The following is a 12,978-nucleotide window of genomic DNA, read 5'->3' as shown; positions in this document are numbered from 1 at the left end:
GCCTTCAAAGAAAGGGACGCCCTTGCGGGCGTCCTTTTTTCTGGCGGTCCTTCGGCAGTGAAGTCAGCAGGCAGGCTGGGCGCCGCCGGAGCGGCCGTCCGGCTTCCCGCCAGGCGCGGCGTGTGGGACACGCCACCCCTCGCCTCTCCCCTACCCTGAACGCATGACGGGGTTCTCGAAATGGCTGACAGCGGTGCTTCTGGTGGTGGCAGCGGTGCTGGGCGGACTGCTGCTGTTCCGGCGGGTCAGTCCAGCGGTGCAGGCGGGCGAGGCACTGGAGTCGCCCACGCCTCTGCCGGTGCTGAGGCTCGTCAGTGACCGGGGAACCCCGGCCACTCTGGCGCAGGCCGACGGGCGGGTGCGGCTGGTGTTCTTCGGGTTCGTCCGCTGCCCGGACGTGTGCCCGGCAACCCTGGCAAGTCTGAAGAACACCTACGCGGCGCTGAGTGAGGCGCAGCGCGCGAAGGTGCAGGTGCAGTTCATTACCGTGGATCCGGGCCACGATACGCCGGCCGTGATGCGGGCGTATCTGGACCGGTTTGATCCGGCGTTCACGGGTCTGACCGGGCAGGCCAGCGTGATTGATGACGCGGCGCGGACGATGTTCGTGGCGAACGTGGCGCCCCTGCCGGCAGAGGATCACAGCGCGCACACGGGCGCGGCGCAGGGTGGCGCCACGGCGAGCGGCGCGGCGAACGCCCAGGCTGTGGGGGCGGCGGCAGCCGTGGCGGCGCGGATTCACGGGGATCAGGTGAGTGTCGTGGACGGCCAGGGCCGGTTCGTGAGGGTATACGGGAACACGGACGTGGTGAGTGGCGCACTGGACCGGGATCTGCCGGGTCTGATCCGGCAGTACGCGAACTGAGAGCCTGGCGCGTACAGAACACCGACTGAGCACAAATTGTAGGAGCAATATTCCGCTCACAGCGAATTTACGCTAGACTCTCTGCTATGACTGAACCGCTCGACGCCGCCCTGCGGCCCAAGACCCTGACAGAGTACGTCGGGCAGGAACGCCTCAAGGAGAAACTCGGCGTGTACCTCCAGGCCGCCCGGGGCCGCAAGGAAGCGCTCGACCACACCCTGCTGTTCGGCCCACCCGGACTGGGCAAAACAACCCTGGCCCACATCATCGCCGCGGAACTTGGCGTGAACATCCGCGTGACGTCCGGCCCCGCCATCGAGAAACCCGGCGACCTCGCCGCCATCCTCACCAACAGCCTTGAGGAAGGCGACGTCCTGTTCATCGACGAGATACACCGCCTGGGCCGCGTGGCCGAAGAACACCTCTACCCGGCCATGGAGGACTTCAAACTCGACATCGTGCTCGGTCAGGGCCCGGCAGCCCGCACCATCGAGCTGCCCCTGCCCCGCTTCACGCTGGTGGGCGCCACCACCCGCCCCGGCCTGATCACCGCGCCCATGCGCAGCCGCTTCGGGATCATCGAGCACCTGGAGTACTACACGCCCGAGGAGATCGGCGTGAACCTCATGCGTGACGCCCGCCTGCTGGGGTTCGGCCTGACCGAGGAATCCGCCGTGGAGATCGGAGCCCGCGCCCGCGGCACCATGCGCATCGCCAAGCGCCTGCTCCGCCGCGTGCGCGATTACGCCGATGTGGCTGGTGAAACCACCATCGAACTGCCGCGCGCGCAGGACGCCCTCGACCGGCTGGGCCTCGACAGCGCCGGCCTGGACGACCGCGACAAGAAGTACCTGGAAACCCTCATTCACCGCTTCTCGGGCGGCCCGGTCGGCGTGGACACCCTGGCCACAGCCATCAGTGAGGACTCCCTGACGCTTGAGGACGTGTACGAGCCCTACCTGATCCAGCTTGGCTTCATCAAACGCACCCCGCGCGGCCGTGTGGCCACCGCGCACGCCTACGATCACCTGGGCCTGCCGGTCAGCGGCGGGGACCACGACCTGGGCTTCTACACCAACTGACCCCCAGCGCGGTACCACACTGGCCCTGAGATCTCCTCAGGGCCAGTGTCCCTTTTGGAAGGCCCCTCTGCTGACAGGACGCCGTGGAGCGCCCCCTGCCGCACGCCTTCCCCGCGGCCGTACCCGCGTTCTCCGCCGGGGCTACACTTGCCGCATGAGTGACCTGCAGGTGCAGATCTTCGGTACGCGCAAAAACAAGGAGACCCGCGCCGCCGAACGGTTCTTCAAGGAACGGAAGATCAAGATTCACTTCGTGGATCTCAAAGAACGGCCCATCGCGAAGGGAGAACTGAGCCGCTTCGTGCAGAAGTACGGCCTGAACGCCCTGCTGGATCTGGACGGCAAGGCGTACGAACGCAGCAACCTCGCCTACCTGCGCACCACCGAAGACGGCGTGATCGCCAAGGTGATCGATGATCCGGAGCTGCTGCGCCTGCCGCTCGTGCGGGCCGGCAAACACCTGACGGTTGGAGAGGACCTTGAGGGCTGGAAGGCGATGGTGGCGACCGGGTAGGCGCTGCAACAGAGTGAATTCAGGTGCACCGGCGCCCCGTTCCCACCAGCGGGCCGCGAGAAACACCACGGATGAGCCGCAGCGGAACAGTGGGCGCAGCACGGCGCGCATCCAGGCACCGGGAGACGGGCGCGGTGGTCACAAATGGGCCGGGGATCAGGAGGCGGGCGTCAGGCGCACCCGGGTGTTGTGGAAGGTGCTGCCACCCCCCAGGTCCGTGAGGGTCTGCGCGGTCAGTTCATTGATGCTGCGTCCGTCCGGGGCGCTAAGCCCCCACCAGGTGCCCTCCACGACGGCCGTACCGGGCTGCGTGGCCTCGCTGAGCTTCACGCGGCGCCGCACGGCGCCCACCTCAGACTGCAGGTGAGCGTAGGCGTCATCGGTCAGGCCGTACGCCTCGGCGTCCTCGGGGTGCACGAGAACGTGCGGTTCGCTGCCCTCGGCGCGGTTGAGGTTCTCCAGCAGACCGTAGGTGCTGTTCAGGAAATGATGCGCGGGCGGCGTGATCAGCCGCACGGGGTACGCGGCGTTCAGCTGGGCCTGCGGCTCGCGGTGCTGCGGCGCCGGGCTGAGCTGCACCCGGCCGCTGGGGGTGTCCGCGCCGTGCGCGTAGGGCAGAAAGGTGTCCGGAAGGTTCAGGGGCACGCTGCCTTCGGTCTTGATGCGTTCCGGTGTGATGCCCGCGAGGTGAGGATGGTCCGTGCGCAGCAGTTCGTCCAGCAGGTCATCCATGCTCCAGTACACGCTGGGTTCCGTGATGCCCAGGCGCCGCGCGAGTGCCTGAAAGACCCAGGAGTTGGGACGCGCCTCCCCCGGTGCGTCGATGGCCACGGGGTTGTACCCGAGGTGGTGGTGGCCGTAGCTGGTGTACAGGTCCGCGTGCTCGGCGAAGGTGGTGGCCGGCAGCAGGTAGTCGGCCAGGCGGGCCGTTTCGGTCAGGGCCTGCTCAAGCACCACGACCAGCAGGTCGTCGCGTTGCAGGCCGGCGCGGACGCGGCCGGCGTCCGGGGCCACCACGGCCGGGTTGCAGTTGTAGATGAACGTGGCGCCGAACCCTGCCTCGGGCCGCAGGGCGCCGGCCAGTTCGTTCATGTTCACGTGCGGGGTGCTGGGCTGAATGAGGTGCGCGGCGCCCAGACGGGCGCGGTTGAGCTTGAATGCGCCGCTGCTGCTCAGGGTGCATCCGCCCCCGCGGACGCGCCAGTCGCCGGTCAGGGCCGGAATCAGGGTGACGGCGCGCAGGTTGGTGCCGCCGTGTTCATGGCGGGTCATGCCGTACCCCACGCGGATGTACGTGGGGCGCGTGGTGCCGATCGCGCGGGCGAACGCCCGAATGGTGTCGGCGTTCAGGCCGGTGACCTGCGCGGTGCGTTCCGGCGTCCACGCCAGCGCCTCGGCGCGGAGGTCCTCGATGCCGGTGGTGGCCTCGGCAATGTACGCGTCGTCCGTCCAGCCGTGCGTGAACAGCTCGTGCATCACGCCGAGGGCCAGGGCGGCGTCCGTTCCGGGTCTGATCTTCAGGTGCTCGTCGGCAAAGGCGGCGGTGCGGTTGCGGTACGGGTCGACGCACACGATCCGGGCACCGGCCTTGCGCGCGGCGGTCAGGTGCGGCGTGAGGTGGCTGTTGGTGGAGAGGCTGTTGATGCCCCACAGCACGATCAGCCGGGCGTGCGCCACGTCGGCGGGCTCCACGGCGTACCGGCTGCCGTACCCCAGGCTCCAGGCTTCAGTGCCGGCCGTAGCGCAGATGGTTTCATCCAGTTCCGGCGTGCCGAGCGCGCGAAAAAAGGCGTGAACGTGGGTGCCTTCACGCAGGCCCATGGTGCCGGCGTAGTTGTAGCGCAGGATGGAACCCGGGCCGCGGGTGTCCAGCAGGGTTTTCAGGCGCGCCGCGATGTCGTCGAGCGCCTCATCCCAGGTGACGCGCGCCCAGATGGGCGCCGGGTCGGTCTTGGGGTTCACGCGCCGCAGGGGGTACAGCGGCCGGTCCGGGTGATTGGCGCGGGCGGGGTAATGCACGGTCTTGGCGCAGGCAAAGCCACGCGTGAAGGGATGGTCGGGGTCCCCGGTGACCTTGCTCAGGCGCTCGCTGACCTGCCCGGTGCGGGAATCCTCGCCGCGTGTGAGGGTGACTTTCAGGCGGCAGGCATCCGGGCAGTCCAGGGGGCAGGTGAGCAGTACGTCGCGCGTCAGGGCGGTCATGCCCGGAGTCTACGCGCGCGGGTCCTGGGCGCGGGAGGTCCACTTCACTCTGTGGTGAGCGTGAACTGGCGGCCGGTCAGGGCCGGGCGGTGATCTGCTGCGCGGCCCAGGGGTGGCCGTCGGGGGCGCTGAACAACAGAACGCCGGCGTGGTTCAGGTCGTCGTCTGGCGTGATGGCCCGGGGGGTGGCCGTGCCAAGCAGCTGAATGTCCGAGACGTCCACGTTTCAGCCGCGCCGTTCGGTCTGCGCGGCGCGCAGGTCATGGATGACAATGCCGCGCAGGCTGCCGGGGAGCATGGGCCGCAGGGGCCGGGCCGAACACGACCGAGCCTCCGGAGCCGCGGGCGGTCAGCTGCACGGTGCGTTGCCTGCCGCGCACGGTGTCATGGTCGTCGTGGACACCCAGCTGCCCGGCCGTAGAAGGCTCTGGCGCGTTCGACACCGGAGACGGGCTCGGCGGTGCCTTCCAGGGTCCAGTTCATGGGGTGGCCGTGGGGCCAGGGGCGCATCAGGCCTGCGGGGCGTTGATCATCCAGCGGATGCCGTAGCGGTCGGTGACGTGCCCGAAGGTGGACTCCCAGCAGGAGGGGCCGAGGGGGTGCGTGATCTCGCCGCCCTGCGCGAGCCGGGCGAAGAGGGTGTGGGCCTGCGCAGGGTCGTTGCACTGGAGGATCAGGGAGACGCTCTGGTTGCGGGTGATGTCGCCCGCCAGGTCTGAGGCGTTCAGCGTGATGGTGCTCGTGGTCAGACTGCCGCGCACGGGGCGGTCCGCGTGTTCGGCGGGCATCTGATCGGCCATGGGAGAGTCCGTGACGGTCATGAGGTCCAGCGTGCTGCCCAGGCAGGTCCGGTAGAAGCTGAGGGCTTCGTGCGCCTGGCCGTTACAGCCAAGGAAGGGTTGAAGGCGGGGCGTGAGAGACCATCAGGCCGCTGGAATGAATCTGAATGTGGCGAGATTTATGATGCCCGGTGAGCTTGAAACAGAATGCCTCACATTGCAGGGGCCCAGGACAACCTGCCCCGGGCCCCTGTTCCTTCTGCTTCCCGCCAAGAAAACGCAGGTTGCCTCAACTCCGGCACTGGGTCCGCCTCAATTCAGAATGCCGCGCGCAGCGAACGCCGCTTTCACCGTTCCGGCCACCTTCGTGCCGTACATGGCCTGCGCCGTCTCCACCGTCGCCTGCGCCGCCGCCGCGAAGCTGGTGTCCGGCGCAAACCGGAACTGCGCATGGATGATCACGCGGTCGGCCGTGCGCGCCCCCAGCCCCTGGCGGATATCCCACAGCGCCCGCGACCAGATCTCTCCGTCGGCATGCACCTCGCCCCGCACGTCCTGCGGGTAGTGCTTGTCCCGGTCGGTGCGGCGCAGGCAGTGCGGAACGCTGCTGGTGTAGCTCACGCTGTCCCAGTCCGCAATGCACGGCAGGGGCGTACGGATGGGCGCGCCGTTCGCCTTCGCGACCGCCTCACCCACCGTCAGGGCCAGGTAGTCGCCGAACCCTTCCCCGATGCTTCCGGCCTCCAGACTGGTACCGAAGCCCGGCACCTGCGCGGCGTGCACGGCGTGCCCGTACTCGTGCACGATCACCTCGCCGTCCTCGGCGTCGTCCACGCCGCCCTTGCCCAACCGGATGATGTCCGGCTGGTCACTCTGGTACGAGTTGTCCACCCCGTACTGGCTGACCTTGATCTGCTGCTGGTCACTGTTCACGGCCGGCAGTTCCGTCCCGAAGCCCAGCGACTGCAGGTATGTCTGCGCCTCAGTGATCCAGTAGTACGCCATGACCTGTTCGAACCCGTCCTGGTCACGCGTGAAGTTGAACGGTCCCGCGCCGTACACCGGGGTGCCCGTCTCGCTGACCACGCGGGCGTAGGTGCCGCTCAGGTACCCGCTGCCGTCCAGGTGCGTGAGGGTGACGTTGAAGTACGCACTGGCGGGCACGGCCGCCGGGCTGTCCCTGGCGTCCGTGAGGGTCTGGTCACCGGTGGTCTGCAGGGGGTTGGGCATGAACGCCCGGGCGGCCACGCTGGTCTGGCCGGTCGCGGGTTTGCCTGCCCCGCCCTGCGCCGAGAGCGTGCCGCCCGGCGTCTGCCCGCACGCCGTCAGCAGTGAGAGGCTCAGCAGTCCCGTCAGGGCCGTCCTGGGTGTGAATTTCATGGTGCGGGCAGTCTACTCCACCCGTCAGGGGTTGTCGGGGAACGCACAGCGCCCCCCGGTCAGGGGGGCCATACTGGATGGTTTTCAGGCGCAGGTCAGTCCCAGACGGGGCGGGCACTTTCGGGGCTGGCGATGCGGGCGGCCTCGCCCTCTTCGAGCCCCGCAATGCGGCGCATGTCCTCGTCCGTCAGGTGCAGGTCCTGCGCCCTGAGGTTCCCGGCGAGGTTCTCGCGTTTCGTGCTGGACGGAATCACGCTGAACCCCTGCTGCATGGCCCAGGCGAGCGCCACCTGCGCCGGGTTCGCGCCGTGCGCCGCCGCAATGGCCTGCATCACGGGATCTCCCATGACCTTGCCGACCGCCAGGGTCATGTACGACGTCAGGTGCAGCCCCTGCTCCTGCGCGAAGGCCACCAGCCGGCGGTTTTGCAGGTACGGGTGGATTTCCACCTGGTTTGTTGCCAGGGGCACGTCTCCCAGGACCTCACGCGCCTGCCGCAGCCCGGCGATGTTGAAGTTCGACACGCCGATTTCACGGGTCAGACCCAGCGCCCGCGCTTCTGCCAGCGCACTGAGATACTCTTCGGGGCGCACCTCGCCGTTCGGGACCGGCCAGTGAATCAGGGTCAGGTCCACCTGCTCCAGCCGCAGCTTCTCCAGGCTTTCACGCAGGCTGGCAAGCAGCGCGTCCCGGCGGTAGTTCGGCGGTTTGATTTTCGTGGTGACGTACACCTCGCTGCGCGGCACGCCGCTGCCCGCAAGCACCTCGCCGATCTCCGCCTCGTTGTCGTAGCCCTGCGCCGTATCAATGGCGCGGTACCCGAGTTCCAGCGCGTCGGATACCACCCGGCGTACCACGTCGTCTTTCAGGCGAAACGTTCCCACACCAAACTTCGGTACCGTCATGTTCAACCTCCTGTTCAGCTGGCACTCTGCCACGCGCGGCCAGCCCCACGCTTCACCTGGCCTTCAGGGACGCCGGCCGCACGCCACCGCGGCCAGGAGAGAAGGGTGATCCCGGGGTGCCCAGCTCCACGGCGTCCGGCACGGGGCGGCCCAGGCGAGCGGGCCGCGCCGTGCCGGCGCAACGCTGAGCGTGCTCACGGCGCACGCCTCCCCCAGCGGGATAGACTGCCTTCCATGATTGGAAAGACCTATAAGACGATGCTCGGGGACCGTGAACTGAGCATCGAGACGGGCCGGCTCGCCAAACTGGTGAGTGGTTCCGTGACCCTGCGCTACGGCGACACTGTGGTGCTGGTGACCGCCCAGGCCCGCGACGAGAAGAGCACCCTGGACTTCCTGCCCCTGACCGTGGAATTCGAGGAGCGGCACTACGCGGTCGGGAAGATTCCCGGCAGCTTCCACCGCCGCGAGGGCCGCCCCGGTGAGAAGGCGATCCTGTCCGCACGCATCACCGACCGGCAGATCCGGCCGCTGTTCCCCAAAGGCTACCGTCACGAAACGCAGGTCATCATCACGGTGCTCAGCGCCGACCAGCAGAACATGCCGGACGTCCTCGGCCCGATCGGCGCGTCCGCCGCGCTGAGCGTCAGTGACATTCCCTGGAACGGCCCGACCGCCTGCGTGCGCGTGGGCCAGATCGACGGGCAGTTCATCCTGAACCCCACCACCGAACAGCTCGGGCGCAGCCGCATGGACCTCGTGGTGGCTGGCACGCGTGACGCCGTGATGATGGTCGAGGCGGGCGCGCAGAACGTGACCGAAGAGGACCTCGTGGCCGCCATCGAGTTCGCGCACGCCGGCATGCAGGGCGTCCTGGACCTGATCGAGCAGATGCGCGCCGAGCTGGGCCAGGAGAAATTCAACTTCCTGTCCGACGGCGATCTCAGCACCGACCTCGTGCCGGAACTCGCCGAAGCGGCGCGCGCCGCGGGCCTGCGCGGCGCGCTGCTGACCACGAAGAAAAAAGACCGCTCGGCCGCCCTCAAGGCGCTGCGTGACCGCGTGATTGCCGAGCGCGTCCCCGACGCCACGGCCGACGGCGCCGCGGAGCAGATCGCGGCCCTGAAAGGCGCGTTCGGGAAGGTCGAGAAACAGGAACTGCGCCGCCTGATTCTTGAAGACGACCTGCGCGCCGATGGCCGCAACGCGAAAACCGTGCGGCCCATCTGGATTGAGGCGCGCGCGCTGCCCCGCGCGCACGGCAGCGCCATCTTCACCCGCGGCGAGACGCAGGTGCTGGGCGTCGCCACGCTGGGCACCGAACGCGACGAGATTCTCGTGGATGACCTCACCACGGACACCGGCGACAAGTTCCTGCTGCACTACAACTTCCCGCCGTACTCCACCGGGGAGGTCAAGCGGATGGGCGGTCAGTCCCGGCGCGAGATCGGGCACGGGCACCTTGCCAAGCGCGCCATCCGCGCGGTGCTGCCGAGCTTCGAGGAGTTCCCGTACGTGATCCGCCTCGTGGGCGAGGTGCTGGAATCCAACGGCTCGAGTTCCATGGCGACCGTGTGCGCCGGCACGCTGGCGCTGATGGACGCGGGGGTACCCATCAAGGCGCCCGTGGCGGGCGTGGCGATGGGCCTCGTGATCGAAGGGGAACGCTACCGCGTCCTGACGGACATCCTGGGCCTGGAAGACGCGCTGGGCGACATGGACTTCAAGGTGTGCGGCACCGCTGAAGGCATCACGGCGCTGCAGATGGACATCAAGGTGGGCGGCATCACCCCGCAGATCATGCGTGAAGCGCTCGCCCAGGCGCGCGAGGGCCGCCTGCACATCCTGGGCAAGATGGCCGAGGTGCTGCCCGCGCCCCGCGCGGAGCTCTCGCCCACCGCGCCGCGGATCGTCAGCCTGAAAATCAACCCGGAACTCATCGGGAAGGTCATTGGGCCCGGCGGGAAGCAGATCCGCGAACTCGAGGCCATGGGCGCGCAGGTCACCGTGGAGGAGGACGGCACCGTCCGCGTGTTCAGCGCGGACGGCGCGGCCGCCGAGGCCGTCCGCGCCCGTATTGAGGGCATCACCCGCGAGGCGAAGGTCGGCGAGGAGTTCGAGGGCACGGTCGTGAAAACCGCGCCGTTCGGGGCCTTCATCAACCTGTTCGCCGGGCAGGACGGCATGCTGCACATCTCCCAGATGAGTGAGGAACGCATCAACGCTGTCGAGGACGTCATGAACGTGGGTGACAAGCTGCGCGTGAAAATCGCCAACATTGACGACCGCGGCAAGATCGACCTGATCCGGCCGGAACTTGAAGGGAAGATCGCGCCGCGCGAGGCACGTCCCAGCCGCCCCGGCGGGGACCGCGGGGGCCGCCCGCCCCGCCGGGACTGAACCCGCAGAGCACGAACGACCACGTTACACGCCGCGCCCCTGAACTGGGGCGCGGCGTGCACCGTGATGGTGTTCAGCGGTTCAGGAAGCGGTACAGGCCCAGCGCAGTCCCGGCCAGCCCGGCCAGCAGCACCAGCAGCAGGCACGCCAGCGGCGCCCCCGTGAGCAGCAGCGCGCCCACGAGAGCGAAGGTCAGGAGTTCACCGATCACGCCCGGCACGGACACACGCGGCAGGGCCCGCGTGAGCAGCAGCACACTGCTCAGCGCCAGCGCGGAGGCCAGCAGGGCCAGGGGCCAGTGCAATGCGGTCATGCCCGCAGTGTAATGCAGCCGGTCCAGACGCCCGGCCGCCGGCCCTCATTCCAGTGGAGGCAGGTCATTGATGGGGTCGTTCGGGTCCTGCGCCTCGCCGGGGTCCGTCGGCTCCGGCTCGACCGGTTCAGGGTCCTCGGGAAGCGCGCCGGGGTCAGGAGAGATGACCGGTTCCTCTTCCAGCGGAGCGGGCGGGTCCTGCACCGGCACCTCCTGCGCCGGGGCGGGCGCAGCGCCTGAATCCGGCGTGGCCGTCGGGGCCGGTGTGGGCGTGGGGTCGGGGGTTGGGGTGGGCGTCACCGGGACTTCCGGTGTCACCTCGACCTCCGTCTCGGCGGGCGGAGTCTCGGCGGCCGCGGCTGGGGTCTCCTCCGGAGCTGCAGGCTGCTCGGCCGGGGGCGCCTCCTCCGGCGGGGCCGCAGCGGGTACGGCGCTGGGCTGCGCGGGCGCGGCGGGCACACGGCGACGACCGAAGAAACCGCGGCTGGTGCCGCTTCCGTCCCGCGCGACAGGCTCAGTGTCGGCGTCCTCAGTGCGGAAGGCCATGTTCACGTTGCGGACCACGCGGTACGCAATGCCGTCCGGCTCGCGGAAGTCCGCTTCCGGCTGCCCGGCCAGGGTGCCGGCCACGGCCCGCTGCCACACGGGCGTGGGAATCTCGCCGCTGTACGCCCAGGACGGCAGCGCGCCGCCTTCCTGCCGGCCGACCCACACGGCCCCCGCGACGTTCGGGGTGACGCCCGCGAACCACAGGTCCTTGACGTCATTAGTGGTGCCGGTCTTGCCGCCCACCGGCCAGCCGTTGATGCGGGCACGTGTGGCGAGGCCGCCCTGCGCGGCGCTCAGGTCATTCACGACGCCGCGCAGCATGTCCAGCCCCAGCCACGCCGTGCGGGCGTCCCACACGCGTTTCCCGGCGGGCGCAGGGCGGGTGTACAGCAGCTTGCCGCGCGCGTCCTCGACCTTGCGCACCAGGGTGGGCGTGAAGTACAGGCCGCCGTTGGCGAAGGTCGCGTACGCCGCGGCCATCTGCAGCGGACTGGCTTCCAGCGTGCCGATGGTCAGGGACAGTCCGGCGTTCGCGGGCGGCGTGAGGCCCAGGTCACGGAGTTTCGCCTCGAAGGCCGGCACGCCGAGTTCCTGCCCGATCCGCACGGTGGGCAGGTTCAGGCTGTGGTCCAGGGCGTAGCGCATGGTGACGTACCGTCCGCTCCAGCGTCGGTTGTAGTTCATGGGCTGGTATTCGCCGCTCAGGGGCGCGTCGAGCACCGTGTCGCTCTGCTTCCAGCCTTTCTCCAGGGCCAGGGCGTACAGCAGCGGTTTGACGCTGCTGCCCACCTGCCGGCGGGCCTGCGTGGCGTTGTTCCAGTCGCTGGGGCGGCCGCCGTCCGTGAGTTTCTGGCCGACCAGGGCCAGTACCTCGCCGCTGTCCGGCCGCAGCAGCGCGGCGCCCAGCGTGGCGCCGTCAGGCAGACGGGCGTCCCGGCTGGCCTGCTCGGCGGCCGCCTGCGCCTGGGCGCTCATGCCGGTGTAGATCCGCCCGCCGCCGTACAGGGCCTTGCGCCCGATGATGGGCAGCAGTTCCTTCTCCACGGCCTGCAGGTAATAGAAATTCGGGTAGCGGTTGACGCCTTCGGTCAGGGTCAGGTTCTCCATCAGGCGCCCGGGGCGTTCCAGGGTGGCTGTACGGACGCTGCCGTCCGCGTTCCAACCGATGCGCCATCCGGCCGGATAGATCGGGGTCTTCCAGGCGGCGTCCGCTTCCGCCTGCGTGATCTGGTCGTCCTCGACCATGCGGGCCAGCAGGCTTTTCATGAGCGGCCGGTACGCCTTGAAGTTCTTGTACCGGCGGTTCGGGGCCGGAATGATCGTGGCGAGGTACACACTCTCGGCGAGGTTCAGCTCGCCGGCGTCCTTCCGGAAATAAGCGTGCGCCGCGCCGCCCGCTCCCACGATGTCGCTGCGGCCGCCGTCCCCCCAGTAGATCACGTTCAGGTACGCGTTCAGGATCTGCTTCTTGTCGAAGTTGCGTTCCAGCTGGTAGGCCAGCACCGCCTCCTTGAACTTGCGTTCCGCCGTACGCGCGCCTTGAAGGTCATCGAGCAGGGTGTTCTTCACGACCTGCTGCGTGATGCTGCTGCCGCCTTCCAGGTCGTTCTGCAGCAGGCCCTTCAGGAGGCCGCGCGCAATGCCGACCATGTCCACGCCTCCATGCTGGTAGAAGCGGCGGTCCTCGCTGGTCACCACAGCCTTGTGCAGCCACGGGCTGATCTGACCCGCTTTCAGCAGGTTGCGGTTGACGCTGCTGCCTGAACCCAGGCTGGGCGTCAGGGTGCCCACCAGGGTCCCGGCGCGGTCGTACACGCGGGTCTGCCCGCTGAACTCCAGCACGTCCAGGTCGGACACGCTGGGCAGATCGCGGCCCCAGGTGTACCACAGGCCGCCCGCGCTGGCCACGCCGACCAGCAGCACGCCTCCCAGGACAGTAAAGAGCCTCATCGGGTCCACTCTAGCCCGGTGGGCAGGCGGCGGTCTGGC

Annotated in this window: 10 protein-coding genes and 1 pseudogene; 4 read left to right on the top strand and 7 right to left on the bottom strand. The window is 69.0% G+C overall.

Annotation, left to right across the window (positions count from 1 at the left end):
* Window positions 1–163 precede the first annotated feature (163 nt).
* The 3 genes from LAJ19_RS00585 to LAJ19_RS00575 all read left to right on the top strand — a co-directional run bounded on the left by LAJ19_RS00585 (window position 164) and on the right by LAJ19_RS00575 (window position 2,461).
* Window positions 164–865 carry an SCO family protein gene (locus tag LAJ19_RS00585; protein WP_225476411.1) on the top strand — a complete coding sequence of 234 codons (702 nt, stop codon included), beginning with the start codon at window positions 164–166 and terminating at the stop codon, window positions 863–865.
* A gap of 86 nt (window positions 866–951) precedes the next feature.
* Window positions 952–1,947: a Holliday junction branch migration DNA helicase RuvB gene (gene ruvB / locus LAJ19_RS00580; protein WP_225476410.1), complete on the top strand. Its 996-nt coding sequence runs from the start codon at window positions 952–954 to the stop codon at window positions 1,945–1,947.
* A 154-nt stretch (window positions 1,948–2,101) separates the two neighbouring features.
* Window positions 2,102–2,461 carry an ArsC/Spx/MgsR family protein gene (locus tag LAJ19_RS00575; RefSeq protein WP_225476409.1) on the top strand — a complete coding sequence of 120 codons (360 nt, stop codon included), beginning with the start codon at window positions 2,102–2,104 and terminating at the stop codon, window positions 2,459–2,461.
* Window positions 2,462–2,617: 156 nt separating this feature from the next.
* On the opposite strand, the gene LAJ19_RS00570 is transcribed toward LAJ19_RS00575, so the two are convergent.
* From LAJ19_RS00570 to dkgB, 5 genes and pseudogenes are all read right to left on the bottom strand, one after another.
* Window positions 2,618–4,663 carry a molybdopterin oxidoreductase family protein gene (locus LAJ19_RS00570; RefSeq protein WP_225476408.1) on the bottom strand — a complete coding sequence of 682 codons (2,046 nt, stop codon included), beginning with the start codon at window positions 4,661–4,663 and terminating at the stop codon, window positions 2,618–2,620.
* Window positions 4,664–4,739: 76 nt separating this feature from the next.
* Window positions 4,740–4,886, bottom strand: a complete 147-nt coding sequence (locus tag LAJ19_RS00565) for a hypothetical protein (protein ID WP_225476407.1) — start codon at window positions 4,884–4,886, stop codon at window positions 4,740–4,742.
* A gap of 286 nt (window positions 4,887–5,172) precedes the next feature.
* Window positions 5,173–5,553 (bottom strand): annotated as a pseudogene (locus tag LAJ19_RS00560) (VOC family protein); the annotation flags it as partial.
* A gap of 201 nt (window positions 5,554–5,754) precedes the next feature.
* On the bottom strand, window positions 5,755–6,822 hold the full coding sequence (locus tag LAJ19_RS00555) for a M36 family metallopeptidase (protein ID WP_225476406.1): 1,068 nt from the start codon (window positions 6,820–6,822) through the stop codon (window positions 5,755–5,757).
* 95 nt (window positions 6,823–6,917) lie between these two features.
* Window positions 6,918–7,727, bottom strand: a complete 810-nt coding sequence (gene dkgB / locus LAJ19_RS00550; RefSeq protein WP_225476405.1) for a 2,5-didehydrogluconate reductase DkgB — start codon at window positions 7,725–7,727, stop codon at window positions 6,918–6,920.
* Window positions 7,728–7,961: 234 nt separating this feature from the next.
* Between dkgB and pnp the strand changes: the two genes are divergently transcribed.
* Window positions 7,962–10,127: a polyribonucleotide nucleotidyltransferase gene (gene pnp, locus LAJ19_RS00545; protein ID WP_225476404.1), complete on the top strand. Its 2,166-nt coding sequence runs from the start codon at window positions 7,962–7,964 to the stop codon at window positions 10,125–10,127.
* 73 nt (window positions 10,128–10,200) lie between these two features.
* Here the strand turns inward: pnp and LAJ19_RS00540 are convergent, their stop codons facing one another.
* Window positions 10,201–10,440 carry a hypothetical protein gene (locus LAJ19_RS00540; protein WP_225476403.1) on the bottom strand — a complete coding sequence of 80 codons (240 nt, stop codon included), beginning with the start codon at window positions 10,438–10,440 and terminating at the stop codon, window positions 10,201–10,203.
* Between the two features lie 45 nt (window positions 10,441–10,485).
* Window positions 10,486–12,939: a transglycosylase domain-containing protein gene (locus tag LAJ19_RS00535; RefSeq protein ID WP_225476402.1), complete on the bottom strand. Its 2,454-nt coding sequence runs from the start codon at window positions 12,937–12,939 to the stop codon at window positions 10,486–10,488.
* Window positions 12,940–12,978: the final 39 nt, after the last annotated feature.

Source organism: Deinococcus taeanensis (genome assembly GCF_020229735.1).
Classification (GTDB): Bacteria; Deinococcota; Deinococci; order Deinococcales; family Deinococcaceae; genus Deinococcus; species Deinococcus taeanensis.
Note: the sequence above shows the minus strand (reverse complement) of the source record. Positions and strands in the feature narration are given on the sequence as shown.

Coding starts and splice junctions, on each gene's coding strand:
- LAJ19_RS00585 (WP_225476411.1), top strand. CDS start 164: ATGACGGGGTTCTCGAAATGGCTGACAGCGGTGCTTCTGGTGGTGGCA.
- ruvB (WP_225476410.1), top strand. CDS start 952: ATGACTGAACCGCTCGACGCCGCCCTGCGGCCCAAGACCCTGACAGAG.
- LAJ19_RS00575 (WP_225476409.1), top strand. CDS start 2,102: ATGAGTGACCTGCAGGTGCAGATCTTCGGTACGCGCAAAAACAAGGAG.
- LAJ19_RS00570 (WP_225476408.1), bottom strand. CDS start 4,663: ATGACCGCCCTGACGCGCGACGTACTGCTCACCTGCCCCCTGGACTGC.
- LAJ19_RS00555 (WP_225476406.1), bottom strand. CDS start 6,822: ATGAAATTCACACCCAGGACGGCCCTGACGGGACTGCTGAGCCTCTCA.
- dkgB (WP_225476405.1), bottom strand. CDS start 7,727: ATGACGGTACCGAAGTTTGGTGTGGGAACGTTTCGCCTGAAAGACGAC.
- pnp (WP_225476404.1), top strand. CDS start 7,962: ATGATTGGAAAGACCTATAAGACGATGCTCGGGGACCGTGAACTGAGC.
- LAJ19_RS00540 (WP_225476403.1), bottom strand. CDS start 10,440: ATGACCGCATTGCACTGGCCCCTGGCCCTGCTGGCCTCCGCGCTGGCG.
- LAJ19_RS00535 (WP_225476402.1), bottom strand. CDS start 12,939: ATGAGGCTCTTTACTGTCCTGGGAGGCGTGCTGCTGGTCGGCGTGGCC.